The 26,974-nt window shown below is 64.4% G+C and carries 21 protein-coding genes; 7 read left to right on the forward strand and 14 right to left on the reverse strand.

Annotation, left to right across the window (positions count from 1 at the left end; all coding sequences use genetic code 11):
* Nucleotides 1–118: 118 nt before the first annotated feature.
* Nucleotides 119–904 (reverse strand): outer membrane protein, encoded by a 786-nt coding sequence (locus VSX60_RS02375; protein ID WP_327622543.1) that lies wholly within the window; start codon nt 902–904, stop codon nt 119–121.
* A 604-nt stretch (nt 905–1,508) separates the two neighbouring features.
* Between VSX60_RS02375 and VSX60_RS02380 the strand changes: the two genes are divergently transcribed.
* A complete protein-coding gene (locus VSX60_RS02380) occupies nt 1,509–2,084 on the forward strand; it encodes a c-type cytochrome (protein ID WP_327622544.1) in 576 nt (191 codons plus the stop codon).
* 111 nt (nt 2,085–2,195) lie between these two features.
* Here VSX60_RS02380 and VSX60_RS02385 read toward each other — a convergent pair whose 3' ends face one another.
* Nucleotides 2,196–3,107 (reverse strand): class I fructose-bisphosphate aldolase, encoded by a 912-nt coding sequence (locus VSX60_RS02385; protein ID WP_327622545.1) that lies wholly within the window; start codon nt 3,105–3,107, stop codon nt 2,196–2,198.
* Between the two features lie 311 nt (nt 3,108–3,418).
* Between VSX60_RS02385 and VSX60_RS02390 the strand changes: the two genes are divergently transcribed.
* Nucleotides 3,419–3,793: a hypothetical protein gene (locus VSX60_RS02390; RefSeq protein WP_327622546.1), complete on the forward strand. Its 375-nt coding sequence runs from the start codon at nt 3,419–3,421 to the stop codon at nt 3,791–3,793.
* Between the two features lie 1,165 nt (nt 3,794–4,958).
* A complete protein-coding gene (locus tag VSX60_RS02395) occupies nt 4,959–6,455 on the forward strand; it encodes a methyl-accepting chemotaxis protein (protein ID WP_327622547.1) in 1,497 nt (498 codons plus the stop codon).
* Between the two features lie 298 nt (nt 6,456–6,753).
* On the opposite strand, the gene VSX60_RS02400 is transcribed toward VSX60_RS02395, so the two are convergent.
* The 5 genes from VSX60_RS02400 to VSX60_RS02420 form a co-directional block, all read right to left on the reverse strand.
* Nucleotides 6,754–7,290 carry a sarcosine oxidase subunit gamma gene (locus tag VSX60_RS02400; RefSeq protein WP_442873041.1) on the reverse strand — a complete coding sequence of 179 codons (537 nt, stop codon included), beginning with the start codon at nt 7,288–7,290 and terminating at the stop codon, nt 6,754–6,756.
* Between the two features lie 145 nt (nt 7,291–7,435).
* The gene (locus VSX60_RS02405) at nt 7,436–10,417 is read right to left on the reverse strand and encodes a sarcosine oxidase subunit alpha family protein (protein WP_327622549.1); all 2,982 of its coding nucleotides are present in this window, start codon (nt 10,415–10,417) and stop codon (nt 7,436–7,438) included.
* Nucleotides 10,414–10,704 carry a sarcosine oxidase subunit delta gene (locus VSX60_RS02410; protein ID WP_327622550.1) on the reverse strand — a complete coding sequence of 97 codons (291 nt, stop codon included), beginning with the start codon at nt 10,702–10,704 and terminating at the stop codon, nt 10,414–10,416. The genes VSX60_RS02405 and VSX60_RS02410 overlap by 4 nt, the downstream gene beginning before the upstream one ends.
* 17 nt (nt 10,705–10,721) lie before the next feature.
* Nucleotides 10,722–11,975 carry a sarcosine oxidase subunit beta family protein gene (locus VSX60_RS02415; RefSeq protein WP_327622551.1) on the reverse strand — a complete coding sequence of 418 codons (1,254 nt, stop codon included), beginning with the start codon at nt 11,973–11,975 and terminating at the stop codon, nt 10,722–10,724.
* Nucleotides 11,976–12,217: 242 nt separating this feature from the next.
* Nucleotides 12,218–13,126: a hypothetical protein gene (locus VSX60_RS02420; RefSeq protein WP_327622552.1), complete on the reverse strand. Its 909-nt coding sequence runs from the start codon at nt 13,124–13,126 to the stop codon at nt 12,218–12,220.
* Nucleotides 13,127–13,428: 302 nt separating this feature from the next.
* Between VSX60_RS02420 and rpsU the strand changes: the two genes are divergently transcribed.
* Together rpsU and VSX60_RS02430 are read left to right on the forward strand one after the other, a co-directional pair.
* Nucleotides 13,429–13,653 (forward strand): 30S ribosomal protein S21, encoded by a 225-nt coding sequence (gene rpsU / locus VSX60_RS02425; protein ID WP_327622661.1) that lies wholly within the window; start codon nt 13,429–13,431, stop codon nt 13,651–13,653.
* Between the two features lie 199 nt (nt 13,654–13,852).
* On the forward strand, nt 13,853–14,767 hold the full coding sequence (locus VSX60_RS02430) for a tetratricopeptide repeat protein (protein ID WP_442873038.1): 915 nt from the start codon (nt 13,853–13,855) through the stop codon (nt 14,765–14,767).
* 104 nt (nt 14,768–14,871) lie between these two features.
* On the opposite strand, the gene VSX60_RS02435 is transcribed toward VSX60_RS02430, so the two are convergent.
* The gene (locus VSX60_RS02435) at nt 14,872–16,644 is read right to left on the reverse strand and encodes a hypothetical protein (RefSeq protein WP_327622555.1); all 1,773 of its coding nucleotides are present in this window, start codon (nt 16,642–16,644) and stop codon (nt 14,872–14,874) included.
* Nucleotides 16,645–16,820: 176 nt separating this feature from the next.
* Between VSX60_RS02435 and VSX60_RS02440 the strand changes: the two genes are divergently transcribed.
* Nucleotides 16,821–17,351, forward strand: coding sequence for a DUF992 domain-containing protein (locus VSX60_RS02440; protein WP_327622556.1), 531 nt, complete (start codon nt 16,821–16,823; stop codon nt 17,349–17,351).
* A 114-nt stretch (nt 17,352–17,465) separates the two neighbouring features.
* On the opposite strand, the gene VSX60_RS02445 is transcribed toward VSX60_RS02440, so the two are convergent.
* The 5 genes from VSX60_RS02445 to VSX60_RS02465 all read right to left on the reverse strand — a co-directional run bounded on the left by VSX60_RS02445 (nt 17,466) and on the right by VSX60_RS02465 (nt 21,639).
* The gene (locus tag VSX60_RS02445; RefSeq protein WP_327622557.1) at nt 17,466–18,866 is read right to left on the reverse strand and encodes an NAD(P)(+) transhydrogenase (Re/Si-specific) subunit beta; all 1,401 of its coding nucleotides are present in this window, start codon (nt 18,864–18,866) and stop codon (nt 17,466–17,468) included.
* 14 nt (nt 18,867–18,880) lie between these two features.
* Nucleotides 18,881–19,297 carry a proton-translocating transhydrogenase family protein gene (locus VSX60_RS02450; protein ID WP_327622558.1) on the reverse strand — a complete coding sequence of 139 codons (417 nt, stop codon included), beginning with the start codon at nt 19,295–19,297 and terminating at the stop codon, nt 18,881–18,883.
* Nucleotides 19,297–20,460 carry a Re/Si-specific NAD(P)(+) transhydrogenase subunit alpha gene (locus VSX60_RS02455; protein ID WP_327622559.1) on the reverse strand — a complete coding sequence of 388 codons (1,164 nt, stop codon included), beginning with the start codon at nt 20,458–20,460 and terminating at the stop codon, nt 19,297–19,299. Before VSX60_RS02455 ends, VSX60_RS02450 begins: the two co-directional genes overlap by 1 nt.
* Before the next feature lie 209 nt (nt 20,461–20,669).
* Nucleotides 20,670–20,894 (reverse strand): aa3-type cytochrome c oxidase subunit IV, encoded by a 225-nt coding sequence (locus VSX60_RS02460; RefSeq protein WP_327622560.1) that lies wholly within the window; start codon nt 20,892–20,894, stop codon nt 20,670–20,672.
* Nucleotides 20,895–21,114: 220 nt separating this feature from the next.
* Nucleotides 21,115–21,639 (reverse strand): regulatory protein RecX, encoded by a 525-nt coding sequence (locus tag VSX60_RS02465; RefSeq protein ID WP_327622561.1) that lies wholly within the window; start codon nt 21,637–21,639, stop codon nt 21,115–21,117.
* A gap of 667 nt (nt 21,640–22,306) precedes the next feature.
* On the opposite strand from VSX60_RS02465, the gene VSX60_RS02470 reads away from it, so the two are divergent.
* A complete protein-coding gene (locus tag VSX60_RS02470) occupies nt 22,307–23,152 on the forward strand; it encodes an isocitrate lyase/PEP mutase family protein (protein WP_327622562.1) in 846 nt (281 codons plus the stop codon).
* A gap of 44 nt (nt 23,153–23,196) precedes the next feature.
* Here VSX60_RS02470 and VSX60_RS02475 read toward each other — a convergent pair whose 3' ends face one another.
* On the reverse strand, nt 23,197–26,661 hold the full coding sequence (locus tag VSX60_RS02475; RefSeq protein ID WP_442873039.1) for an indolepyruvate ferredoxin oxidoreductase family protein: 3,465 nt from the start codon (nt 26,659–26,661) through the stop codon (nt 23,197–23,199).
* Nucleotides 26,662–26,974 lie beyond the last annotated feature (313 nt).

Consider the following 26,974-nt stretch of genomic DNA (forward strand, 5'->3'; position numbering starts at 1 on the left):
GCGGCCTCAACTTTCAAGGCAGTTCTCGGAAACCAAAAAAGCCCGCCGGATCGCATGATCCGACGGGCTTTAGTCTGAAAGCCGGACGCTTGACGCGCCCGACCGACGGCAGAACGCCTTAGTTGAAGCGATAGGACGCCTTCGCCCAGATCGTGTGGAAGTCGAGATCGTTGTCGTTCGACTCCGAGGTGAAGTTCACCGTGTTGGTACCGTTGGTCCCGGTGATCGTCTGATCGTTCGAGCCGAGATTGGTGTAGAGGTACTCGACGCCGAACGAGATGTTCTGGGTGGCCATCACGTCGACACCGCCGCCGACCGCATAACCGACATCCGCGTCGTCGCCATCCTGCGTAAACGTATAGCCGGTGAAGGCGCCGCCGCTCGGCGCAGTCATCGTATTGTCGACGCCGGCATAGGCGAGACCGCCCGTACCATAGAGCAGGACGCTGTCCATGGCGTAGCCGAGACGAGCGCGAACCGTACCGAGATAGTTGATCTCGCTATTGGACGTGAAGGTCGAGCCGCCCGGCGTGGTGTAGGACCGGTTGGTCTCCGCATCGATGTAGTTGATGTCGGCGACCGCGCCGATGACGAAGTTGTTCGGCATCTGGTAGTCGTAGCCGATATGCGCGCCGCCGATGAAGCCGGCGTTGTTATCGTCACCGTTAAAGGTGCCGTTGCCGAAAACACCGGTGTTGTTGGTGTCGAAGCGCGCGCCATCGTCATCGCCACTGAAGGCGACGCCAGCCTGGCCACCGATGTAGAGGCCGGTCCACGTGCTAGTCGTAGCGACCTGCTCGATCATCATCGGTGCCGGCGCAGGGGCTTCCTCATAGACCGGGTCGGCGGCGAGCGCCGGGGTGACGAACGCCGTCGAGGCGAGAAGCAATGCAAAGCGTTTCATAACTGTACTCCATTCTGTCGCAGTCGCGACTCTCTTCCCGACGCCACGTCCGCGTGGCGCCCGGATTTCCCGACCCGGCTGGCGGGTTCGGGAGTTGATATGGTCCGTCTCCGTGCCGGAAAAATGGCAGGAATAGGTTCTCCTCCGTCGTGTTGCCGATCCGCAACGCGAATTCCGATCGGGCCCGACGTCGTGAATTATTCGTAACCTTCGGTCGTTGATTTCCTCTTAAAATCGATGGTTTACGCCAAGTTCGGCCTGACCTGGGGCGCTTAACAAACATGGCAAAGTTGTGTCGGATAGAATTCCTAGCGAATAGACGCGCGGGTTACCCGAAGGAAATCGAATTGCGCCTTGTCACGATCTGAAGCCCCGAATGCCGACGTATGAATCCCTCGTCAGTCCGCTCGCATCGCGCAATGGCAGCAGCCGAAAAATTCCATTTATACTGACAGACGGCGCGGACCGGGCGTGTTGCAATCCTTCGCAACGACGATGAATATTGAATTCTGCGGAGAAAGAACGCTGCGGCCCCGCCTCACCCGATATATAATTCATCCCGTCAACCCGCGTTAATTACGGCTCACATTTGCGTTAGCCGCGCGTGATCACCGCCGGCCCCGAAACCGCACGCACCGCCGCGGCCACACAAGCGCCGCCCCTTTCAAATGATTGCTATTGTGCGGCGCGCCTTTATATTCCCGCTAAGAAGAGCACAGCACTGCATGGAGGACTTATGCGTAATCTGATTTTGGCCGCTGGCACGATCTTGACGCTGACCATGGCGTCGGGAGCGACGGCCCAGACCGTCGGCGACGCGGACGCCGGCAAGAAGGTCTTCAACAAATGCCGAGCGTGTCACGCCGTCGGTGAAGGCGCCAAAAACAAGATCGGCCCGGAACTCAACAGCTTGGTCGGTGAAAAGCCTGGGGCAGTCGAGGGTTACAGTTTTTCGCCCGCCTTCCAGGAATGGGCAGCTGACAAGCCCGTGTGGAATGAAGCGCTGCTGACAGAGTGGCTCAGCGACCCCCGCGCTGTCGTGAAGGGCACCAAGATGGCCTTTCCCGGGCTGAAGAAGCCGGAAGATCTGACCAACGTTATCGCCTATCTCGCCGGCTTCGACGAAGAGGGCAAGGACCGCGATCCGGCCGAAGCGCTCGCTGCTGCGGCCGCGCAATAGGCTTTCGACGCCATTCTCGCACCAATCGAATATGACGGCCGCCCAAGGGCGGCCGTTGTCGTTTCAACCCGGCGTCCGCTCTACGCCGGGCCGAAGCGTTGTCGCCATCGATCAGGCGTAGACGTCCATTACCTGGTTCAGCAGTGCGATCGCCTCTTCCTTGCTGCGCTGGAACGAATTGCGGCCGATGATCGATCCGTTGCCGCCGCCGTCCCGGATGGCGCGGACCTCGTCCAGGAGCTCGTCGGTGTTCTTCGCCGCGCCGCCGGAAAAGACGACGATTCGTTTGCCCGCAAAGGCTGCCTGCATGATGTGGCGGACGCGGTCGGCGGCGGCTTCCCGCGGGATGGCGTGCTTCTCGTAGATCGGCTTCGCCGCGTCGAGGTCGATATGGGCGGTCGGCAGTTTCACCTTGATGATGGTCGCGCCCATCAATGCTGCCATATGCGCCGCATAGGCGATGATATCGAAGCCGGTTTCACCCTCCTTGGAAACCTTGCCCCCACGCGGATAGGACCAGACGACGGTCATCAGCCCGCGCGACTTCGCCTCGAGACTGATCTCACGCAGTTCCTCCATCATGTCGTAGGAGTGGTCGGATCCCGGATAGATGGTGAACCCGACGCCGACGCAGCCCAGCCGCATCGCGTCTTCGACCTTGCCGGTCAGCGCCTGGTCGCTGCCACCAACGAGGGAATTGCCGCTGTTGAGCTTGAGAATCAACGGCACTTCGCCGGCGAACGTGTCGGCGCCCTGCTCCAGAAGCCCGAGCGGCGCGGCATAGCCCGAAACGCCGGAATCGATCGCCAGTTCGTAAAGATAATGCGGGTCGTACGCGACCGGGTTGGGGGCGAAGCTGCGCGCCGGTCCGTGCTCGAAGCCCTGATCGACCGGCAGGATCACCACCCGTCCGGTCCCCGCCAGCCGGCCATGCATCAGGAGCCGTGAAAGATTGCTCTTCAGGCCCGGGGTCTCGCCCTCGTACCAGGACAGGATGTTCCGGACGGTATCTGTTCTCAGCATTCACTTGCTCCTTTGCCTCGCCGGCGGGCATCAAGAGCCTCGCCGCTTCCCATGGCTTTCTTCTGGGGCGCCGGCGCGGCGCCGTCCAGATGCATGACGGCGCCCGCGCATATTAAAATCGGTTGAAGGACCCCGCGGTGCGCGATCATGCCTTTATCCGCATCCGTTCTGCGTGGCCGTCACTCAGTTTTGCCGAGCCTTTACTCAATTGAACCAATCGTCGGTTTCCGCGTTTCCTCAAGGTGGAGGTAATCACTATGACACGCGGTGTTTCGGCATTCCCATCGCCATTCGGGGTCGATTCAGACTTGATGTTCGCCGGAATCGGCGTTGCGCAGCGTTCTCTTACGCCCGGCCATCCGGACGCCTCCGCCGCTCCCCGAGCGCGGGCCAAGCTAGCTTTCCCTGTACACCCTCGAATGCGCAGGTCAGGGCAAAAGGCAGCGGCTCAACAACGGACGGCCACCCCGTTCATTCACCACACCCCGTTCCGCCTAGGGCCGGCCGAATGGGTCCCGCAAACCGTCAAGCTCGGTCGTCGTGGTTTCCACCTGCGATCTCGTCCAGCCGATGAGGCCGGTTTGGAAGATGACGGCGTGCGTCAGAGCGAGAGCATCCTCATTCCGACCGTGATCGTCGGCGTCATTCTCGCCCTGGCGAGCTACTTCTTCAATTTTATCGGCTGACACACCGGCGCTCGCTCCCCGCAGGCCCGAGGGGTGCAGGCATACTCCTGGTGCCCGGCGCACGGTGGTAGCCGTGAAAAGTGGCCATCACGAAGGCCAGTGCGGTTGATCTGTTGTTTCAGGTCGGCGGTGACGGACCGAATCAACTTTCCCCCTCAAAGCGTATGCCGCTCGCGATGCGCGGTCTCTGTTGCATGCTTTCGGCCGCGATTTGCGTGGCCTGGCGCAAGGGGATTTCCCTGCGACATCTTGCCGCTGCGTAAGGAGTCCGATGACGGCATGGAAACCGCCATCGGCCCGTGCTTACCGTTCATTCGGGGAGCCTTTCCCTGCGAAAGGGGCGACTCTCCGCTTCAGGATTTACCTAATTGTCATTTAGTATAAGCGTCACATTGAAATATAATGAAAATAAATTATTGAGGCGACAGTCGGTATTTCTCCAAAAATAACGGATTGGTAACCAATATCTCTGATGTTCCGGCTCCATCGAACGGTGTCGCTACCGACCCCTTCCCTAAGGGTGCCCTAGCTTCGCGCCGATCGATTGAAATGAGGAAAAGCATCCGGACTATGTCGCCCCTTATGCGGCGCTTTCTCCCTACGCCCTCCTCGCGACATGAGCCTCATCTGGCGCACGATGCGCCCAGGTGAATTAAATTTAGGAACTCGGCGCAATCGTTCCGATGGCGCCAAAAAATAAGAAATCCCGCATTTTCGAGGGGCGCAGGCTATGTTGAAAAGTATCAAGAACAAGATGACTCTGCTGGGAGTCTTGGTTTTCCTTCTTGTGTCCGGAACGGCCGCGACCGGTTTCTGGATGACGGGGCAGCTCCGCGATGGGCTGGAAGAGACACTAAGGTCGTCCCAAGTCCTGCGGAACCATATGCAGGCGGACATGATGCATGACGCGCTGCGATCGGACGTCCTTGCATCTGTTCTCGCCGCGGATCCATCGGCGAATATCGACTTGGAAACGGTAAAGGCAGACGTTGCCGAGCATACCGGAATCTTTTACCAGGCTATCGCTGAAAACGGCGAGCTCGCGCAGGATCCGGAAATTCGCAAGAGTTTGGACGACGTCAAAGTGCCTATGGAGGAATATACGGCTCTCGCCGTCGACTTAACCACACTGGCCGCGAGGAATCCCACGGCAGCGATGTCGAGAATGGGCGTATTCCAGGAGCAGTTCTCGATCCTTGAGAATGCGATGGCGCACGTCGCGGAAGTAATTGAATCGGAGGCCGTTGCGGCATCGCAACGGGCGACAGCCAGTGCGGCGATCGGACGTAATTTAATGGGTACGGCGGTCGGTATTGGAACGTTGTTCGCCTTGGGTCTGACATTCTTTGCCCGGCGCTCGGTCGTCACGCCGATCCAGGAATTGGCCAGCGACATGCAGCAGCTGGTCGAGGGCCGGACGGACGTTTCGCTCAAGGGCGCCAATCGCAAAGACGAGCTCGGCGAGATTGGGCGCGGCGTGCTTGCCTTCCAGGAAGTCGTGACAGCACGGGCGCGCCGTGACGCAGACGAGGCCGAGGAGCGCCGTCGGCAGGAGATGGACAGCGCAGAGCGGGAGACGGCGACCCGGCTCGAACAGTCCAAGGCGCAAAGTTTCGTGGTCGAGAACCTGTCGCATGGGTTGGAGAATCTTTCTCAAGGAGATCTCACGGTCCGACTGGATCGCTCGTTCGCACCGGAATTCGAGCCCATTCGCATCAAGTTCAACGACAGCGTCGGCAAGCTGGAAGGCGCGATCGGCAATGTGGTGACATCGATCGGATCGATCCGGTCGGGCCTTTCGGAGATCAACACGGCCTCGAACGATCTGGCGCAGCGCACCGAGCAGCAGGCGGCGAACCTGGAAGAGACGGTTGCGGCGCTGGGCGAAGTGACGACGGCGGTGAACGAGACGGCCGACGGCGCCGGCAAGGCGCAGACGGCGGCCAGTACCGCCCGCGGCAAAGCCCAGAAGGGCGGCGAGATCGTCGGCCAGGCGGTCGCGGCAATGAGCCAGATCGAAAAGTCCTCCGAGCAGATCAACCAGATCATCGGCGTGATCGACGAGATCGCCTTCCAGACCAATTTGCTGGCCTTGAACGCCGGTGTCGAGGCGGCGCGGGCCGGCGAGGCCGGCAAGGGCTTTGCGGTGGTCGCCCAGGAAGTGCGCGGGCTGGCCCAGCGCTCGGCCGAAGCGGCGAAAGAGATCAAGACGCTGATCGCGACCTCGCGCAGCCAGGTGGAGAGCGGCGTCGAGCTGGTCACCGCGTCTGGCAAGTCGCTGGACGAGATCGTCGCCGAGGTGAGTTCGATGGCCGAGCTGATCGCGACGATCGCGGTGAGCGCCAAGGAACAGGCGACCAGCCTCAGGGAAGTCTCCGGCGCGGCCGATCAGATGGACAAGGTGACGCAGCAGAACGCGGCGATGGTGGAAGAGGCGACGGCTGCGAGCCAGACCCTGACCAACGAGACCGAGGAACTGGCGAGCGCGATGGCGCAGTTCAAGACCGGCTCGGCCGGCCAGACCTCGCGGTCGCGTTCCAATCCTGCCCAATCTGGCCGTTCCGCCACGCCATCGCGCGGCGTGCCGCAGATGAAGACCACCGGCACGGGCGGCGCCGCCCGTGCCGAACAGACCAACACCGACAGCTGGGAAGAGTTCTGAGCCCGGCCAAGACGGGACACCTCAAGCCGAACNCCAGGCCTCGCGGTCGGGTGGCAACGCCGCCGCCAACCGGGCACGGCCGGGCACGCCATCGCGCGGCGTACCGCAGATGAAGACCACCGGCACGGGCGGCGCCGCCCGTGCCGAACAGACCAACACCGACAGCTGGGAAGAGTTCTGAGCCCGGCCAAGACGGGACACCTCAAGCCGAACGCTTGACCGTTAGCGACAACGCCGCGTGTTCGTCAGAACGCGCGGCGTTTCCATATCCTGGACCCGCCCCGTGCTGCCATCGCGATCAAACCGCCGGCGAACCCGCCGCCTCGGCCAGAAATGTCCAGGCGTAATCGGAGAAGCTTCGCCAGCATTCGATCTCGAAGCGCTGCTCACCGGTCCGCCACAGGACGATCTCCGTCTTCGAGAGGATCGTCCGGCTCGCCGCCCCGACCGGAAAACTGCCAAGCCGAATGTCCTGCGGGCAGCCCGCCGCGATCACCGCCTCCGCCGCCGGTCCTTCGACCGCGATTGCGACATTGCGGTGCGACACGTCGACAACCGAGATGCCGGCGACGTCTGCAAGCCTTGCCGGCAACGGTTCGACCTCCGCCGCGTCAACGTCGGCGAGCACCAGCCACTCGTCGGGACCGAGCCAGAGGGCCGAAAGGCCGTTCGCGGTCGCGGTCGTCTTCGGACGGCTAGGAAGCGCCACGCCGAGCCTGGCTTCCACCGCCTTTAGCGATTGCGCGTCGGCGCGCAGGCTGAGGCGTTGGCGCGGGGCGATCGGCGTCAGCGTCACGCCCGGCCCGCTCGCATAGCGCCCGTCCAGCGGCGACATGCGCTGCAGGCTCGGCGAGGTGGTCACAGCGGCGGACGCTGCCGTCGCGGCAGTGGGCGGCGCGGTTTTCCTGGCCGCAGCCTTGGTCGGCTTTTTCGCCTTCGATGCCACGCCAATCGGTGTTTTCTTCGATGCCGTCTTGCGCTCAGCCATGCAGCCGCTCCCCTTCCGGATCGAAGAACACCGTGTCCGTCACCTCTACCGCGATCGTCTCTTTCGGCATCGGAACATAGAGCGTGCGGCCGATCAGGTTGCGGCCGTCCTTGACCAGCGCCAGCGCGATCGAACGTCCCATCGCGTCGGAGTGATAGGCCGAGGTGACATGGCCGAGCATGGTCATCGGCACGGCCTCGTTCGGATCGGCGACGATCTGCGCGCCTTCCTCCAGAACGGTCAGCGGGTTCGCGGTCTTGAGGCCGACGAGTTGTTTGCGGCCGGGGGCCAGGAGATCGGACCGCTCCAGCCCGCGCTTGCCGACGAAGCCCGTCTTCTTCTTCGACACCGCCCAGGCGAGCCCCGCGTCGGCCGGCGTCACCGTGCCGTCGGTCTCCTGGCCGACGATGATATAGCCCTTTTCAGCTCTGAGAACGTGCATGGCCTCGGTGCCATACGGTTCGGCACCAAGACCGCGACCATGCTCGCGCAGCCTGTCCCAGACAGCGCGGCCGTAATCGGCCGGCACGTTGATCTCGTAGCCGGTCTCGCCGGTGAATGAGACGCGGAACAGCCGGCAGGCAACGCCCATGACGGTGCATTCGGCCACCGACATGTGCTTGAAGGCGTCCGGCGAAATATCCAACCCCTCGACGAAGGGCGCGACGGTCTCCCGCGCTTTCGGCCCCTGCACGGCGATCACCGCCCATTGCTCGGTGACCGAGGTCGTCCAGACTTTCAGATCCGGGAACTCGGTCTGCCGGTAGTCCTCCATCAACTCGAGCACGCGCGGCGCGCCGCCGGTCGTGGTGGTCACGTGATAACGGTCTTCGCCGATCCTGGCGACGATGCCGTCGTCGATGATGAAGCCGGCCTCGTTCAGCATGATCGCATAGCGGCACTTGCCGATGGCCAGGCTTGCCAGCGGCGTCGCATAGATCACGTCGAGGAACTTCGCCGCGTCCGGCCCGACCACCTCGATCTTGCCCAGGGTAGAGGCGTCGAAGAGGCCCGCCGCCTCGCGCACCGTCCGGCATTCGCGGCCGACGGCGGCGTGCATGTCGGCGCCTTTCGGAAAATACCACGCCCGCTTCCAGAGGCTGACGTCCTCGAACACCGCTCCTTCGGCCTCGGCGCTGTCGTGGATCGGCGTCTTCCGGGTCGGATCGAACAGCGGCCCCTTGGCGAAGCCGGCGATGGTGCCGAACGTGACCGGCGTGAACGGCGCGCGAAACGTGGTCAACCCGACCTCTGGCATCGGACGGCTCAGTGCTTCGGCGGCAACGCCGATGCCATGGATGTTCGACGTCTTGCCCTGGTCGGTCGCCATGCCGGTGGTGGTGAAGCGCTTGATGTGCTCGACCGAGCGGAAGCCCTCGGCGACGGCGAAGCGGATGTCCTTGGCCGTCACGTCGTTCTGGAAGTCGATGAAGGCCTTGACGAATTTTCCAGCGCCGGCGGCAGGCGTCGCCCCCGCCATACCGCCGCCGAAGGGCGCTGCCCCCTCGACCGCAACCGCTACCGCTGTTCCGGCCTTGCCGGTCGCCGCGACGCTGCCAGCATTGCGGGCCGATCCGATCGTCTTCGCCAGATCGAAATCGCCCGCCGCCGCGCCGACACTGACGCAAGCCTCGGCCGACTCCGCCGGGACATAGGCCTGGAGCGCCGGATCGAAGGCGAGTTTGCCGCGCGACTGGGAGAACAGATGCACCGAGGGCGTATAGCCGCCCGACATCAGCAGCGCGTCGCAATCGAAGCGACGATTGTCCTGGCCCGAGCGCAGCTCCTCGACAGTGAAGCCCGTAATGCGCCTGGTGCCACGCACGGTCTTGATCTCGTAGCCGGCGAGAACCTCGATCCCGAGCACCCGTGCCTCGGCGGTGATGTCGGCGGGCGGTTCGGCCCGCAAATCGACGATGACCGGCACGGCGACGCCGGCCCGTTTCAGATCGATCGCCGCCGCATAGGCCGCGTCATGGGCGGTGAAGACCGCAACGTGGCGGCCCACCGCGACGCCGAAATGGTTGAGATAGAGCCGCGCCGCCCCGGCCAGCATGATGCCCGGCCGGTCATTGTCGGGAAACACCAGCGGCCGCTCGATCGATCCCGTCGCCAGCACCACATTCTTCGCCCGCACCTGCCACAGCCGTTCACGCGGCAGCGCCGGGTCGGGCTCGGACAAATGGTCGGTGACCTGCTCGGCCAGCGCCAGCATGTTGTGGTTGTAATAGCCGAAGGCCGTCGTGCGCGGCATCAAGCGAACATTGGCCATGCCCGCGAGCCGGGCGACGACGCCGTCGACCCAGTCCATCGCGGCGAGCCCGTCGATGGTCGTATCGCTCTCGCCCTTCAGCCAGCCGCCGAAGCTCGCCCCTTCGTCGCACAGGAGCACGCTCGCGCCCGCCTCACCGGCAGCCAGCGCAGCCGCGAGCCCGGCCGGGCCACCACCCGCGACGAGCACGTCGACATGTTCGAAACGGTTGGCATAATGCTCGGGGTCGGGTTTCTCGGGCGCACGCCCAAGGCCGGCAGCGGCCCGGATATAGGGCTCATAGACCCGGTGCCAGAAGGCCTTCGGCCACATGAAGGTCTTGTAGTAGAAGCCGGCGGTCAGGAAGCGCGAGAATATCCCGTTGGCGCCGCCGATGTCGAAGCCGAGCGAAGGCCAGCGGTTTTGGCTGATAGCTTCGAGCCCGTCATAGAGCGGCTGCATGGTCGCGCGGATATTGGGCTGGCGGCGGGCGTCGTCGCGGCAAATCTCGACCAGCGCGTTCGGCTCTTCCGGACCGGAACCCAGGATGCCGCGCGGCCGATGATATTTGAACGAGCGACCGGTGAGATGCACGCCGTTGGCGAGGAGTGCCGAGGCAAGCGTGTCGCCCTCCAGCCCCACATAGCGTTGGCCGTCGAAGCGGAACTGGATGCGGCGAGCGCTGTTGAGGCGGCCGTGCTCGGGAAGCCGGAAGCGGCTCATCGTCCACCCTCCCCGACATCGGGCTTCGGCGCGCCGGCTTCGTAGAAAGCGAGGAATTTGTCCGACACCGAATGGCGCGCGGCGTTGAAGAAGCGCCCGCAGCCATGGATGTGGCGCCAGCGTTCGAAGACGACGCCGCGATTATTCGTACGCAGGTAGAGCGCCTCGGCGACGGCGCGTCCCGGTTTCCCGTCTGCGGCCGGTCGCGCGATATGCGCTTCGCCGGCGTGGCGGAACTCGAGCTCTGGTCGGTTTTCCTGGCAATAGGGGCAATGGATCAGCAGCATGGAAACGATCCCTGCGGTCAGTGCGCGACGGCGGCGGCTGCCGCCTCGTCGATGAAGCGGCCTGTCTCGAAGCGGTCGAGGCTGAAGGCGGCGTTGATCCTGTGCGGCTCGTCACGGGCGATGGTGTGGGCGAAAACGTGGCCGGAGCCGGGCGTCGCCTTGAAGCCGCCGGTACCCCAGCCGCAATTGACGTAGAGCCCTTTTACCGGCGTCTTCGACAGGATCGGCGAGCGGTCGGGCGTCACGTCGACGATGCCGCCCCAGGAACGCAGCATGCGCATGCGGCGGAACATCGGAAACATCTCCGAAATCGCGTCCACCGTATGGTTGAGGATGTGCAGGCTGCCGGTCTGCGAATAGGACGGATACTGGTCGGTGCCGGCGCCGATGACGAGTTCGCCCTTGTCGGATTGTGAGACATAGGCGTGGACGGTGTTCGACATGACCACGCAGGGAAAGCAGGGCTTGACCGGTTCCGACACCAGCGCCTGCAGCGGAAAGCTCTCGATCGGCATCCGGACGCCGGCCATGTCCATGACCACCGAGGTGTTGCCGGCCGCGACGACGCCGATCTTCCTTGCGCCGATGAAGCCGCGTGTGGTCTCGACGCCGGCCACGGATCCGTCGGCGCTACGCCTTATGCCGGTGACGGCGGTATTCTGGATGACGTGGATACCGCGCGCCGACGCCGCCCGTGCATAGCCCCAGGCGACAGCATCATGGCGAGCGGTGCCGCCGCGCCGCTGCAGCGCGCCGCCCACCACCGGGTAGCGCGTGTCCCTCGAGATATTCAGCGGCGGGCAGTACGCCTTGCACTCTTCCGGCGTCAGCCACTCGTTGTCGACGCCGTTCAACCGGTTGGAGTGGACATGGCGCTTGGCGACCTGCACGTCGTGGACATTGTGCGACAGCATCAGGACGCCGCGCGGGGAAAACATGACGTTGTAGTTGAGGTCCTGGCTCAGCCCTTCCCACAGCTTGACCGCATGGTCGTACATGGCGGCCGACTCGTCGTAGAGATAATTGGAGCGGATGATCGTGGTGTTGCGGCCGGTATTGCCGCCGCCGAGCCAGCCCTTCTCGATCACCGCGATATCGGTGATGCCGTGTTCCTTGGCGAGATAGTAGGCAGTGGCGAGGCCGTGGCCGCCGGCCCCGACGATGACGACCTCGTATTGGCGGCGCGGCTCGGGCGATGCCCACTGCTCACCCCAACCGGAATGGCCGCGCATCGCCTCGCGCGCAATGGCAAAGGCCGAAAATTTCCGCATCTTTCGCCTCGCGTCCTAAAACCTGGCGTCATTCGACGACGGCTCGCTCTGATGTAGCGCTCCGCCGCCGCCTCCGGCAACCCGCCCCGACCCTGGACCTTCAGCGGTCATCGCGTCTTCATCGATGTTTACCGAGGATGGGGCGTCACCATGCTCGAATCGCGACAACCGGTGACGCACAGTCGAAGCAGGTACGGCACACTGCGCCCGCCTGCTTCGACCATTCAAACTGCGTTTCCGGATTAGACCCGGCTGGCGATATGCAATCCTCTTGGGCGCCCGAGGAGACCTCCGAGTGCGCCCACGATCAGACCGAGAGCCAAGGCGACGAATGCCGCGAACGAGGCGGCGGCCACTGCGCGGGCCGCCGCATCAGCGGCGACCCGGGCCTCCCGCTTGGCGCTGTCGTAAGTCTGCTGGAGTTGCTGAAGCCGCTGTTCCGCCTCTGCCAGCGGGACTCCCGCCTGTTGCGCGATGGCCCGGCTCGCGGCCTGACGCTGGTCTTGAGTCGCTTGCTCGCCAAGGCCGGTGAGAACGGTTGCGACCATTGTCGCGCTATCCGGCGCAACCGGCGTCGGCTCGACTGCGGCCGGCAGCCCCTCACCCTCTCCGGCTGGCTCGATCGTGGCCGGCGGCACAGCGCCGGCACGCGGGCGCAACGCCTCGTCCGCCGCGCGGTTCAACGATCTGTCGGACATCGTATCAGGAGACAGCGCGGACGACGCCTGCGCCAAACCCTGGATCGAGCCACCGATCGCACCGAAGGCGGCACCGAGGACGGCCGAGGCGCCGCTGGTCAACAAAAAGACGACCAGAAGCGTCGACGTCGCCCAGGTGACAACGCCATGGAGGATCGCATCGGTTTTGGACGAGCTGCCGGCAAGTCGGCCGGCGGCATAGGCACCGACGAAGAGGCCGGTCAGCACGACGGCGACGGTCCACAGGCCGCCGACGGATGCAAACGTGTTGCCGTCGAAGCTCTCCGCTCCGTTCGGATCGATGGTGGCAAGGCCGATGCCGAGCCCGAGCAAGCCCAGCATGAATTGGATGGCGAGGGCCAACAACGCACCGGCGATGATCGCGCCCCAGGATATCCGCCTGAGGCCGTCCGTCGCGACGACCGCCGCGCGCTCCCGTCTGATCTCGTTCATGTGTTGAATAGCCTCCTGCCAGTGTCTCGCGCGACCGCGCCCCGCTGCCGGGCAGCCGTCGCGCGACACCCTATCATCGAATGCGCGTGAAACCGCGCGGCGGCGGCAAGGTTCCCTTCCCCACCCGCTCGCATCGATATGCTCACGACCGCGGCGAGCACCGGACCTTGTGGCCCCTTCCCAGTCCCTCGACAAAGTCCTTCCAACCTGCTATGGGCCTGCCGGATTTCGCGGAATTGCTTCCAAGTTATCGATCTATTGTTCAAACTACCGCCCACCACACGTCAGAAATGGAACATCCAGTGCTGGTATCTGTCCGCGACAACAACGTCGACCAGGCTCTCCGTGCCCTCAAGAAGAAAATGCAACGCGAGGGAATCTTTCGCGAAATGAAAATGCGCAATTTCTTCGAAAAACCCTCGGAGAAGCGGGCCCGGGAAAAGGCCGAGGCGGTCCGCCGCGCCCGCAAGCTGGCGCGCAAGCAGGCCCAGCGCGAAGGTCTGGCGAGCGGCGGCCGCAGTCACTAGGGCATCGGCGACAATAGCGGCGCGCTGCGCCATTCTTTCGGCGATTTGAGGTTGTAACGGAGGCGGTCGAGGCGCGAGTCTGCCGCCTCTTTGCGTATGGGTCAGCAAGAGTCCATAAGATCAATCCGGGCCATGCGGTCCGGGCCGGTCAGATGGCCGATGACCGGCCTGATTCGTCTCTCGAGGGAATAATTCATCGATGCCGCAGCCTCTGAGCCTTGTCACCCGTGCGTTCGCACGCGGTCCGATTACACGCCCCACGGTGATCGAACCGGGGGGGCGAGTCGCAAAAACAACTTGGCGCACCGCTGCGGTGCTCGGCCTGATGACGGTTCTCGCTGCGTGCCAGTCGACATCGGACGGACCGGCCGTCACGGCGATCGCCCTCGATCAAAATCAGGGGCTTGACCAGAACATCGCCTCGCTGACCCAGACCGTCAGTGCCAATCCCCGCGATCCGGAAGCCCTCAACGTTCGGGGTACGGCCTATGGGCGCGCCGGCAAATACGACGCCGCGATCCAGGATTTCACGACCGCCCTCCAGCTCGACCCGAATTTCTATCAGGCCTACGCCAACCGCGCGCTCGTCTACCGCCAGATCAACCAGCAGGCGAAGGCCGTCCAGGACTACAGCGCGGCACTCCAGATCAATCCGAATTACGATTCGGCTTATATCGGACGCGGCAACGTCTACCGGGTCGCCGGCCGCAATCGTGAGGCGCTCATCGATTTCCAGCGGGCGATCGACCTGAACACCACCGATCCGCGCGCCTATCACAACCGCGGCCTGCTCTATCAAATCGACGGCCAGCACAAACAGGCGATCGAGGATTTTTCGACGGCGATTTCGTTGCAGGCCACAGCGCCCGAGCCCTATTCCGGGCGCGGCGTCTCCTATCTCGCGCTCGGCGACGAGGAAAACGCCTTCACCGATTTCAACACGGCGCTGAAGCTCGACGACAAGAAGGCCGAGTACTGGACCAACCAGGCGCTGGTCTACGAACGCAAAGGCGACCGTGGACGGGCCTTAAAGTCCTATTCCCGTGCCGCGCAGCTCGATCCGAAATACCAGCCGGCCAAGGACGGCATGGCGCGCACCAGAGGCGGCGCCTGAGCCGGATGGGCAACGCCGGCTCGCCGCCCAGCCCGCTCAGAGCGGCTGGCCGCACGTTTACGCGACAACCTCTGGGGCGTCCGAGGCATCGTCCGGAGGACCGGTCAGCGGTCGTCGAGGGCCATCGCCTCTCGCAGCACCTTGACGTGCTCCGGGCCGTGACCCGAGCGATAAGCGTCGGCGATCTCGCCGGACAGGAGTTCGGCCTCGACGTCGCAGTCCCAATAGAGGGTGTGGGTAAAGAAGCGGGTAGCGCCCGGGAACACCGGGTTCGGCCGGCGTATCCGCACGGGACGATCGCGGATGCCGAGGCCCATGCCGGGTTCCGCCTGACTTCCCTCCGCCGCCGGCTTGCCCTGTACCGGACCCGATACGATGTCGCCCCGCCATACCCGGAACGGCGAATGACGGTCGTAGATGTTCGTCCAGCGCGTGGCGGCGAACATGGCCGCGTGGTGAGGAAGACCGTCAGGCGCAACTTTTGCCACATTTCTCGCATGCGCGCCGTCGTCGCCTGGTTGGTATCGAAAATCGCATGTACCTGGTCCATTCGACAACGGCGGCGACGTCGCAATCTGCCGTTCCTCAACGAGCTTCTGGAGGCGATCCACATCCCGCGCGAGCAGAAATTCGGCATGGGTCAACGGACAGCCCAGGGTGATAAAATCGCTGATCCGCCAAGTAAGCGGACCGTCATCGGAAGAGGCCGCGCTCTCAGCGGCCATGGCTCGCGAAACCGCGCGCTGTAATTCTCGATAGGTCGAAAGCACGGCCTCATCGTGCAGGTCCGGTCCTGTCTCCAGAAACGTAACAAGATCTCCGAGCGCACTGTGGACGGGTTGTTCCATCGGACGGTCACGGCTCGGGCCAGCCTCCAACCAGAAAAGCCGGAGAAGATCATAAGCGATGATCGAGCCCAGGCTGTGGCCCACGACGACGATGCGCTCATATCGTTCGGGCTCCTCGAGTCCCTTTTGGTCCGACTCGCCCGCCCCCTCGCCTTCCTTCGGCGTCGCCGGCGGGGCTTCGCGGTGAAGCGCCCGCAATAGAGCAAGCCCCCGCTCGCGGATTTCCCGCCGCTTTTGCACCGTATCGGGTTCAGACCGCACGTAGCGAGCCACATCGCCGAGATACGGCACGACGAGCTGATGGACGAGGATGCCGATCGCACTCGACAGCAGGAGCATGACCACGCTCACGGTCAAGATCGACTGCCAGGGTAGAAGAAATCCAATGCCCACGAAGGCAAAGGCGGCAGCCAGTAGGATAAAGCCCCCAGACAAAACCGTCCTGCGCTTCTCCCGCAAGAGTCGTTTCGCCAGGACATAAAAAAGTCCGCCGGACACGACCGCGCCCACGACGACCCCGGTCTCGGTCTTCGTCGTCCAGCCGGCTTCCGCAGAGGAGCCATTTGCAACGTCGACTGTCGTTTTCACCAGCCCAGAACTGAACACGCCGAACAGACCCTCGGCCGCCAAGGCGACCGTCAGGAGCGTGACTACCCACAGCCACACCCACGCCCACCACACATCGCTCGGCACGTGGTGCGGCCAGCGCAACAGCAGTCCAAAGATCCAGGCCCGCAGGTGCTGCAGGGTCGTTCCCTGCATGATGTCGGCCCAGTAGAATTCGTAAAAGTCTGTCCGCACACCATTGTCGGCCGAGGTGGTGATGCGGGACAGTTCGGCCGATCCGGTACGGGAATCGGGCACGACCCAGTACTTCCTGCATTCACCCGCCTTCCTCCGGTCGGCGACCCACACCGCTTCAACGAAGGAGCGCAACGTCGCCATCGGCCGTTGCTCGCCCATGCCATGGATGACCACCACTGCCTGCCGATGTTTCGCCGCCCCGGCCTCTTCCGTCGCGTCCGTCATTCGAGCCACCCCGCATATTCTTACGTTAGGTAATCATGATTTTGCGCGCCCGGCAATCGCCCGGGCAGCGGATTTGGCCCGGGCTGCCCCGAAAAGACCACATCCCGGGCACGGAACCTCCCGCCCTCCCGGGACTTCCTTCCCCCGAAGTGGATAACCCACGAAAGGACCATCCCATGAAAACCATTTTATCCTCGCTGGCGCTTGCCGCCGCCTTCGCCACGACCCCGCTGCTTGCCTCGGGCGCATCGGCCGAGACCAAGGTCGGCGTCCTTGGCTGCAACAGCGACGGCTCGACCGGTTTCATCGTCGGCTCGACCGACAACCTGGTCTGCGAATTCACGCCCGCGGAAGGCGGCGCGCCTGAACTCTATGCGGCGACGCTCGACAAGTTCGGCCTCGACGTCGGCGTCACCGGCCGCACCGTGATGACCTGGGCGGTCGTCTCGGCGGACGGCACCCTGTACACCCCCAACAGCCTGGCCGGCACCTATGTCGGTGCGACGGCTGACGCGTCCGTCGTTGTCGGCGGCGGGGCCAGCGTTCTCGTCGGCGGCAACAACGACAGCTTTTCGCTGCAGCCGGTGAGCGTGCAGGCCCAGGAAGGCATCAACGCAGCCATCGGCGTGGCGAAGTTCACGCTCGCGCCCGCCGTTGCCGTGGCCACGCCGCCGGCCGCCGTGGTCGTCGTTCCGCAGCCGAAATAACGCGGTCGTCGCTAACGCCGCCGCAGAAACGAAAAAGGCCTGCCACACCCGGCAGGCCTTTTTCATGACAGGGAAACAGCGGGGACGATGCCCTCGGCCGATCGGCGTTGGTGGTCAGTCGGCAAGCGCCTTGACGATGTCCTCGACCATCTTCTTGGCGTCGGAGAACAGCATCATGGTGTTGTCCTTGTAGAACAACGTATTGTCGATGCCGGCATAGCCCGAAGCTAGCGAACGCTTGATGAACAGGCAGGTCTTTGCCTGATCGACATTGAGGATCGGCATGCCGTAGATCGGCGAGGCCTTGTCGTCGCGCGCCGACGGGTTGGTCACGTCGTTGGCGCCAATGACGAAGGCGACGTCGGTCTGGGCGAATTCCGAATTGATGTCCTCGAGCTCGAACACGTCGTCATAGGGCACGTTGGCTTCAGCCAGGAGAACGTTCATGTGCCCCGGCATGCGGCCCGCCACCGGATGGATGGCGTATTTGACCTCGACGCCCTCGTCCTTGAGCTTGTCCACCATCTCGCGCAGCGCGTGCTGAGCCTGCGCCACCGCCATGCCATAGCCCGGCACGATGATGACCCGGCCGGCGTTCTTCATCAGATACGCCGCGTCCTCGGCCGAACCCTGCTTGACCGTGCGATCGCCGAGATCGTCGACGCCCGCCGGCCCGCTCTCACCCCCAAAGCCACCGAGAATGACCGAAATGAAGGACCGGTTCATGCCCTTGCACATGATGTAGGAGAGGATCGCGCCGGAAGATCCGACCAGCGCGCCGGTGATGATCAATGCCAAATTTTGCAACGTAAACCCGATACCGGCGGCTGCCCAACCCGAATAGGAGTTCAGCATCGAGACGACGACCGGCATGTCGGCGCCGCCGATCGGAACGATCAGCAACACGCCGAGCGCCAGCGCGACGATAACGATGAGCCAGAACAGCACGTGGCTCTGGGTGATCGCGAAGGCCACGACCAAGGCGACCATCGCCACGCCAAGGGCGATGTTGATGACGTGGCGTTGCGGCAGCATGATCGGCTTGCCGCTCATGCGTCCGTCGAGCTTCAGGAAGGCGATGATCGAGCCGGTGAAGGTGATAGCGCCGATGGCGACGCCGATCGACATTTCCACCAGTGCCTGGGCATGGATGTCGCCAACCGTGCCGATGCCGATGGCTTCCGGCGCGTAGAGCGCCGCGGCGGCGACCATCACGGCCGCCAAGCCGACGAGGCTGTGGAAGGCTGCGACGAGCTGCGGCATCGCCGTCATCGGGATGCGCTTGGCGGTCACCGCGCCGACGCCGCCGCCAATGGCGATGCCGAGGACGATCAGCACCAGCCCGCCGAAGGACGGGCCGGCCAGAAGCAGCGTGGTGAGGATGGCGATCCCCATGCCCACCATGCCGTACAGATTGCCCTGGCGGCTGGTGGTCGGGTGCGACAGGCCCCTCAGCGCCAGGATGAACAGGACGCCGGAGACGAGATAAAGGAAGGCGGCAAAATTCTCGGACATGATCTGCTACCGCCTCACTTCTCTTTTTTCTTGTACATTGCCAGCATGCGCTGGGTGACGAGGAAGCCGCCGAAGATGTTCACCGAAGCCAGAACCAGCCCGATGAATCCGAAGGTCGTGGCCATTCCCGACGCCGAGATGCCGACGGCCAGAAGCGCGCCGACGATGATCACCGAGGAGATGGCGTTGGTCACCGACATCAACGGCGTGTGCAGCGCCGGGGTCACCGACCAGACGACGTAGTAGCCGACGAAGATCGCCAGCACGAAGATCGCCAGATGGAAGACGAAGGGGTCGATTCCGGTCGCTGCGCCGACCGCTTCAGTGATGCCGGAGCTCATCAGCCCTTCCACACCGGAGCGGGCCTCGCGAATGGCGGCACCAGCCTCGTTCAGCTGCTGCAGCGTGTTGCGAATGGTCTCGTTTTCCATCACGCCTCTCCCTTGGCCGTCTCGGCTGCGCCGTTATCGCCGGAGCCCGCGGCCGGCTCCTTGGCGAAATTCGGATGCACCACCTTGCCGTCGCGCGTCAGCAGCGTCGCCTGCACCAGCGGATCCTCGAAATCGATCTTCAGTGCCTTGGTTTCCTTGTCGATCATCGTCTCCAGGAAACTCGAAAGGTTCTTGGCGTAGAGCAGCGACGCACTGGCGGCGATCCGGCCCGGAACGTTGAGATGGCCGACGATCTTCGCCGGCCCCATCTGCACGACCTTGCCGGCTTCGGCGCCCTCGACATTGCCGCCGCGCTCGACGGCGAGGTCGACCACAATCGAACCCGGCTTCATCGATTCGACCATCGCCTTGGAGACCAGCCGAGGCGCTGGCCGGCCAGGAATCAGGGCGGTGGTGATGACGATGTCCTGTTTGGCGATGTGCGACGCGACGAGTTCGGCCTGTTTGGCCTGATACTCTTTCGACATCTCCTTGGCGTAACCGCCGGCCGTCTCCGCCGCCTTGAACTCCTCGTCCTCGACCGCGATGAATTTGCCGCCGAGCGACTCGACCTGTTCTTTTGCAGCGGGCCGCACATCCGTCGCGGTCACCGCGGCGCCGAGACGCTTGGCCGTGGCGATCGCCTGGAGACCGGCAACGCCGGCGCCCATGACGAAGACGCGCGCGGCGGGAACGGTCCCGGCCGCGGTCATCATCATCGGAAACGCCCGGTCGAATTCATACGCCGCGTCGACCACGGCCTGGTATCCGGCGAGATTGGCCTGGGACGACAGGATGTCCATGGATTGCGCGCGGGTGATGCGCGGCATGAATTCCATGGCGAAGGCGAGGATGCCGGCCTCGGCCATCGCCTTGACCTCCTCGTCGCGACCATAGGGGTCCATCGTCGCGATCACCACCGCGCCCGATTTATAGGTCTTCAGTTCAACGGGCGAAGGCCGGCGCACCTTGAGAACGATATCGGCATTGGAGGCGTCCTTCGCCGTGCCGATCGCGGCGCCAGCCGCCTTGAACGCATCGTCGGTGACGCGCGAGCGCTCCCCGGCCCCCGCTTCCACGGTGACGTTGGCGCCCAGACCCGTCAGCTTCTTCACGGTATCGGGCGACGCCGCGACCCGGGATTCCCCGTCGTCGCGTTCCATTGGCACGAACAATTTCAACTTGGAACGCCTCCCCTCAAACCTTTAGCGCCCTGCGTCCATCCGGATGCGCAAAGGCCGCTTCATGTCGAATCGCTGGATGATTCTATCCGACGATCTTATCCGAAAATCGGTTGCAATCACCGGGTGCATCTTATGGCCACGCTTGGCATGGCCATAAATTCCTGCCGTCTCTCCCGCCGGCAGGCCGCCTATCGAGCGACGAAATAGGCGATCGCCAGGAGCACGACAAAGCTCAGGATACCGCCGAGAAACCCGCCGCCCAGCATCAGGCCCACGGTCATGCCGACGAGAATGGCGACCGAGACGATCGTGCCCCATTTGAACATCGCGAGAAACAGAGCATAGGTCCGCTCGTGCTCCGGATAGTCCATATCGGCCGGATTGGTGGTGTCGTAATTCGGCAGTTCGGCCACGTGACGGCTCCCTTGTCGTCCTGTTTCTTCGGCACATACACGATATCGCGCGGAACTGGCAATGCCGCACGGACGCCTCATTCCAGCGATGCGACCATGTGAAAGCGGCTGCGGCCACGGTGGCAGCCCCGTGGAACGTCACTTGTGTACGGCGTCGGGCGCGCTGCTTGGCCGCGCCCGCGTTCAGGAGATGCGGGCGCGCGTGAATCTACCAATCCGCTCAGTGAACGGCGCCTTCACCATCGATCACCGCCGCGGCGTCGGAAAAACCGAATCCGGCCCGCACCATCGCCGCTACGTCACGGTCGCGCCTCTCGGTGCGCTCCCGCAGACGGTACGGACCAAGCCGCCGCCGCTTCGCGTAGGCGGCAGCCGCGTCGCGTTCGCTGGTGTCGTCCTTGGCCAGCAGCATCTCGACGAGGTCGCGGCCGACGCCCTTTTCCGAGAGCTTCGCAGCCGCCATGCGCTTGGACGTCCCGCGCCGGCGCAGGCTCGCCAGGCGCGCCTCCGCGAACGCCTGGTCGTCGACGAGTTTCAACTCGACGAAGCGGGCTACCGTCGCGTCGATGAGATCGCCATAGACGGCGGGGTCCTCGCCAAGTGCATGGGAACGCCGCATCACCTTGCGCTCCAACACCCGGCGCAAATTTGCCGTGGTCGAGGCATAGCGTTCGAGATAATGCGCCGCCGCCCGGAATAGCCATTCGGGCGTGACCGGCTTCGGCTTGAAAGGCCGCTTGTCCATGCCGTTTCTATACGAAGCCCGGCTGTTCTGGCGCAATGGGTCTGGCGCACCCGCATCGTTCTAAAAGGGAGAAGCGATTTTCGGATGAAAGGTGCCGCCCGTCAAAGACGACAGCGCCGCTCCGAGCTTCCCGGACAGGGGGCTAGGCGCGGCGCACCGTGACTTCAGGCGATGGCTGAATTTCTGCTTCGTTCAGCGCGAATTACCAGCCGCGTGCAGACCGGATTTTTCGGCCGCGTCGAGGCGCCGCAATTGCTCGCGCAGCGGTGCCGGTATGCGTTCGCAGACGACGAATGTGGGGAGATTCCGCAAATGGCGCGAAACCTCTGCCTGGCGACGTCGATTGACGATCGTTCTTGCCAGTTCAGACATTGAAATACCTTTCCCCTGCCGGATATGACTGGGTTGTGTTGCTGACTAAACAACTCCCAAACGCCGCAAAAGTTCCGAAACGCCGCCGAAAACGTCCTTGCGACGCAACGTCACATCCGCGAAGTGGCCGAAACGGCATTCCGCCGCTCGCGCGAATGCAAACCTGCGGGTCGAGATCGACAGAAACGGCCGTCTCTGCGTAAGGTTCAGCTTGCATGATCGCGGATGATCATGCGGGCTTCCCGCCGACTTTGCTTGAGTCGCGACATCATCCGAAACGGCAATGGGCACCTGCATGACGTCCTTGTCCCGCCGACATCAGACCTTTCAGGACCTCCATCAGGCGGGCTGTTTCGTCATACCCAATCCTTGGGATGCCGGTTCGGCCCGCATGATGGCCGCTGCGGGCGCCAAGGCACTCGCCACCACGTCGGCCGGCTTCGCCTTCACGCTCGGCCGGCCAGACATGGGCCATGTGACGCGCGACGAGGCGCTCGCCCATGCCGAAACGATCGTCGCGGCGTCCGACCTGCCGGTCTCGGGCGATCTCGAAAACGGCTTTGCCGACGATCCCGGCGACGTCGCCCAAACGGTTCGTCTGGCTGCCGAGGCCGGCCTGTCGGGCGGCTCCATCGAGGATACGCGGATGGCGCCGGGAAACCCCGCCTACCCGTTCGACCTCGCCGTCGACCGCATCCGCGCCGCGGCCTCGGCCGTCTCCGCGCTGGGCCGCCCCTTCGTCCTGTGCGCCCGTGCGGACGGCGTGATGAACGGCAGTTACGACCTCGACGAGGCGATCCGCCGCATAAAGGCTTTCGAGACGGCGGGCGCCGATCTTCTCTACGTCCCGGCGCCGCCCGGGATCGATGAACTGCGCCGGGTGCTCGGTGCCGTGTCGAAGCCGGTCAACGCACTCGCGGCCGGACTGCTGCAGCGTCTCTCCGTCGCCGAATTCGCCGCGCTCGGCGTCCGCCGCATTTCGCTCGGCTCGACGCTTGCCCGCGTCACCCATGCGGCGATCCGCGATTGCATGCGCGAAATCGTCACAGAGGGCCGTTTCGCCGGCCTGGAAGCGGCCGTCGCCGGGGCGGAGATCGATGCGATGCTCAAGGCGGGCGCCGGCGAGACCGACGCGATCTGACAGGGCGGGAGAACCAGCACGTCGCGGATATGCTCGTCCGCCCCCTACTCCGCCGCCTCAGCCACGCGCTCCACCCCCATAAACGCGGCCTCGGCCTCCTTACGCCGCGTTTGGGCCTCTACCGCGAAGCTCCGGCGAACGATGCCGAACCCCTTGAGCGTCTCCGGCCAGCGCGCCAATGCCACAGCCGCTTCGTAATTGCCCGACGACAGCCTCGCCAGGATGCGATCGAGGCTTGCTTCGTAGAGCGCCCGGTCGGTGCGCTCGGCCCTGCGCTCGGCGGAGAAACGGAACGGATCGAAGGGCGTCCCGCGCAGCCGCTTCATCGCCGCCAGGAGCTTGAAGCCGATCATCATCCTCGGGCCAAAGGCGCGTTTTTTCGGCCGGCCGTTCGGCCCGTCCTCGCCCATGATCGGCGGCGCCAGATGGAACTCCAGCCGGTCGTATCCAGAGAACCGCTCGCCGAGTTGCGCGGCGAAGCCGCCATCGGTGTAAAGCCGCGCCACCTCGTATTCGTCCTTGACGGCCATCATCCGATAGAGCTGCCGCGCCGCCGCGTCCGTCAGTTCACTGCGGTTCGGCGTGACCTTGGCCTCGGCGGCCCGGATCGCCGCGACGCGGTTTCGATAGATCTCGGCATAGGCGTCGTTCTGATAGGCGGCGAGTTCCTTTTCCCGCCGCGCGATCGCTTCGTCCAGGGTTTCGGAAAGCCGCCTGTGGTCGAGTCCGGACGACGCCGCGTACTCGGCCTCGGTCGCCGGGCTGTTCGCCGGATCGTAAGCAATCGCCCGCCCCCATTCAAACGCGTCGAGATTGGCCTCCACCGCGACGCCGTTCATCTCCAGCGCCCGTCGGATCGCGGCGCGCGAAACCGGCAGCGCGCCGGTCTGCCAGGCCAAGCCCAGCATGAGCATGTTGGCAAATATGGCGTCGCCGAACAGCGCGACCGCGATCTTGTCGGCATCCGCCACATGGGTGCGCTCAGTGCCAGCCGCCTCGCTCAAGGCCGTCAGCAGCCGCCGCGTCGGAAACGAGAAATCGACATTGTGGGTGAATTCACCGGACAGCGTCTCGTGGCTGTTGACGACCACGTCGGTCGCCCCCCGGCTGATCGCCGAGCGGACCTTGGCGGACGCGGCCGTCACCATGTCGCAGCCGATGATCAGCCGCGCGTCGCCCGCCGCGATCCGGATCGACTTGACGTCGTCCGGGGTCGGCGCGATCCGCACATGGCTCATCACTGCCCCGCCCTTTTGCGCCAGCCCAGCCATGTCGATGATGCCGGCGCCCTTGCCGTCGAGATGCGCTGCCATGCCGATGATCGCGCCGATGGTGACGACGCCGGTGCCGCCGACACCGGTGATGATCACCCCCATCGATCGATCGAGTTCGGCGAAAGCGGGCTCCGGCACGTCGGGAGCGGCGGCCTTGCGACGCTCGCCCTTCTGCAACTGGCCGCCGTGGACCGTCACGAAGGACGGGCAGAACCCCTCAAGGCAGGAGAAATCCTTGTTGCAGGCCGACTGGTCGATCTGCCGTTTGCGGCCAAACTCGGTTTCGACCGCCGTCACCGCGACGCAATTGGACTGGACGCCGCAATCGCCGCAGCCTTCGCAGACCCGCTCGTTGATGACGACGCGCCGGTTCGGATCGGGAAATTTGCCGCGCTTGCGGCGGCGGCGCTTTTCGGCGGCACAGGTCTGGTCGTAGATCAGCACCGTCAGCCCCTCGGTCGCGGCCAGGTCGCGCTGCACCGCATCGAGGTCGGAGCGGTGATGGATCGTCGCACTCGCCGGCAGTCGCGGATCGCCCCGGTGCTTGTCGGGATCGTCGGAGACAATCGCAAGCTTCCTGGCGCCCTCGCCGGTTATCTGATTGGCGATCGCCGCGACGGTCAGCCCGCCCTCATGCGGCTGCCCGCCGGTCATCGCGACGGCGTCGTTATAAAGGATCTTGTAGGTGATGGTGGCGCCAGAGGCCGCCGCCGCCCGCAGCGCCAGCGCGCCGGAATGGTTGTAGGTGCCGTCGCCGAGATTCTGGAAAACGTGGCCGCGGGTAGAGAAATGGTGCTCGCCGACCCAATTGGCGCCCTCGCCGCCCATCTGGGTGAAGCCTTCCGTCGCGCGATCCATCCACAGCGCCATGTAGCTGCAGCCGATACCGGCATAGGCGCGCGATCCCTCCGGCACCCGCGTCGAGGTGTTATGCGGACAGCCGGCGCAGAAATACGGCGTGCGGACGGCGATCTCGGACATCTTCGCGGACGTGCTGGTCAGGGTTTGGAGGCTTGCGACCCGCGCGACGAGTTGCTCTTGCGGCGTGCGGGCGAGGACCCGGCGGCCGATCGCGACGGCGATGTCGTTGGAGTCGAGCGATGCCTTCGGCGAAAACAGCGTCGCACCCTGTTCGTCGACTTTGCCGACAATCGCGGGTGCATTGGCCGTGCCGTAGAGAATTTCCTTGATCTGCGGCTCGACCAGGCCGCGCTTTTCCTCGACCACGATCACCTGCTCGAGCCCGTCGGCGAAACGGCGGATAAAATCGGCGTCGAGCGGCCAGGGAACGCCGATCTTGCCGAGCCTGATGCCGAAATTTGCCGCCGCGACCTTGTCGATCCCGAGGCTCGACAGCGCCTGCTCGACGTCGAGCCAGGATTTGCCCAGCGACAGAATGCCGATCTTCGGGCTCCGCCCCCCCGAATGGGCGATCCGGTCGAGCCGGTTCGCGGCGAGAAACGCGCGCGCGGCCGGCAGCTTGAAGTCGTGGAGCAGCGCCTCCTGCTCCAGCGGGTGGGCTGCACGGCGGATATTGAGACCGCCCGGCGGCATGGCGAAGTCGGGCAGGCTGACGGCGACGCGATCGAAATCGGAGCGCACCGTTGCGGTCGATTCGATGTTGTCCTTGACGCATTTCATCGCCGTCCACAGGCCCGAGAAGCGCGACAGGGCGAAGGCAATGAGGCCGTAGTCGAGGATTTCCTGGACGCCGGCCGGGTTGAAGATCGGGATCATCGCGTCGACGAAGGCGAACTCCGACTGATGCGCCGTGGTCGAGGATTCGCAGGTGTGATCGTCGCCCATCAGCGCGAGGACGCCGCCGTTCCTCGACGTACCTGCCAGATTGGCGTGGCGGAACGCATCGCCGGACCGGTCGACGCCCGGCCCCTTACCGTACCAGATGCCGAAAACGCCGTCGTGGCGACCCTCACCGCGGATTTCGGCCTGCTGCGTGCCCCATAGTGCCGTCGCTGCCAGATCCTCGTTCAAACCCGGCTCGAAGACGATCTTGTGCCGCTCGAGCACTGCTTTCGCGCGGGCGAACTGCTGGTCGAGGCCGCCGAGCGGCGAACCGCGGTAGCCGGTGACGTAGGCCGCCGTATCGAGCCCGGCGAGCCGGTCGCGCTCCGCCTGCATCAGCGCCAGACGCACGATCGCCTGCGTCCCGGAGAGGAAAACGTTCGGAACGGTGAGATCATACTTGTCGTCGAGCGAAACCGAGCGGTCGATCATGGAGCGAATGTCCTCCCAAGGAGGATGCGAGCCACGCCTGCGGCCGTCATCCCAAGCGCTTTGTCTTCCTTACCGTTTTGAGGCGCGAGGGGGCCGACGTCAAAGGTTTTTCCTCACGTTCCCGTGACGAACCGGCTGTGGCGCGCAACGATCCTACTCCTCGACGCGGTGACCGTGGCTGTCCGGTGGAGGTGAAGCGCGGCGCGACGCGGCTCGCGCCCTTGCACAAGGCCCCGAAATTACTTAACCACGACCGACTTCCCGGCGCCGGAACTGCTGGCCCGAACTTGCGGATCGCGGCGCCATCGGCGCT

The sequence above is a fragment of the Aurantimonas sp. A3-2-R12 genome (genome assembly GCF_036016755.1).
GTDB lineage: Bacteria > Pseudomonadota > Alphaproteobacteria > Rhizobiales > Rhizobiaceae > Aurantimonas > Aurantimonas coralicida_A.

What these genes read in the sequence shown, in the direction of transcription:
- VSX60_RS02470 (WP_327622562.1), top strand. Translation starts at nt 22,307, where the DNA reads ATGACGTCCTTGTCCCGCCGACATCAGACCTTTCAGGACCTCCATCAG.
- VSX60_RS02385 (WP_327622545.1), bottom strand. Translation starts at nt 3,107, where the DNA reads ATGCTGAGAACAGATACCGTCCGGAACATCCTGTCCTGGTACGAGGGC.
- VSX60_RS02390 (WP_327622546.1), top strand. Translation starts at nt 3,419, where the DNA reads ATGTTCGCCGGAATCGGCGTTGCGCAGCGTTCTCTTACGCCCGGCCAT.
- VSX60_RS02475 (WP_442873039.1), bottom strand. Translation starts at nt 26,661, where the DNA reads ATGATCGACCGCTCGGTTTCGCTCGACGACAAGTATGATCTCACCGTT.
- VSX60_RS02465 (WP_327622561.1), bottom strand. Translation starts at nt 21,639, where the DNA reads ATGGACAAGCGGCCTTTCAAGCCGAAGCCGGTCACGCCCGAATGGCTA.
- VSX60_RS02395 (WP_327622547.1), top strand. Translation starts at nt 4,959, where the DNA reads ATGGGCGTATTCCAGGAGCAGTTCTCGATCCTTGAGAATGCGATGGCG.
- VSX60_RS02410 (WP_327622550.1), bottom strand. Translation starts at nt 10,704, where the DNA reads ATGCTGCTGATCCATTGCCCCTATTGCCAGGAAAACCGACCAGAGCTC.
- VSX60_RS02440 (WP_327622556.1), top strand. Translation starts at nt 16,821, where the DNA reads ATGAAAACCATTTTATCCTCGCTGGCGCTTGCCGCCGCCTTCGCCACG.
- VSX60_RS02375 (WP_327622543.1), bottom strand. Translation starts at nt 904, where the DNA reads ATGAAACGCTTTGCATTGCTTCTCGCCTCGACGGCGTTCGTCACCCCG.
- VSX60_RS02435 (WP_327622555.1), bottom strand. Translation starts at nt 16,644, where the DNA reads ATGACGGACGCGACGGAAGAGGCCGGGGCGGCGAAACATCGGCAGGCA.
- VSX60_RS02445 (WP_327622557.1), bottom strand. Translation starts at nt 18,866, where the DNA reads ATGTCCGAGAATTTTGCCGCCTTCCTTTATCTCGTCTCCGGCGTCCTG.
- VSX60_RS02405 (WP_327622549.1), bottom strand. Translation starts at nt 10,417, where the DNA reads ATGAGCCGCTTCCGGCTTCCCGAGCACGGCCGCCTCAACAGCGCTCGC.
- VSX60_RS02455 (WP_327622559.1), bottom strand. Translation starts at nt 20,460, where the DNA reads ATGGAACGCGACGACGGGGAATCCCGGGTCGCGGCGTCGCCCGATACC.
- VSX60_RS02400 (WP_442873041.1), bottom strand. Translation starts at nt 7,290, where the DNA reads ATGTCGCCGCTGGACGGGCGCTATGCGAGCGGGCCGGGCGTGACGCTG.
- VSX60_RS02415 (WP_327622551.1), bottom strand. Translation starts at nt 11,975, where the DNA reads ATGCGGAAATTTTCGGCCTTTGCCATTGCGCGCGAGGCGATGCGCGGC.
- VSX60_RS02450 (WP_327622558.1), bottom strand. Translation starts at nt 19,297, where the DNA reads ATGGAAAACGAGACCATTCGCAACACGCTGCAGCAGCTGAACGAGGCT.
- VSX60_RS02430 (WP_442873038.1), top strand. Translation starts at nt 13,853, where the DNA reads ATGCCGCAGCCTCTGAGCCTTGTCACCCGTGCGTTCGCACGCGGTCCG.
- VSX60_RS02420 (WP_327622552.1), bottom strand. Translation starts at nt 13,126, where the DNA reads ATGAACGAGATCAGACGGGAGCGCGCGGCGGTCGTCGCGACGGACGGC.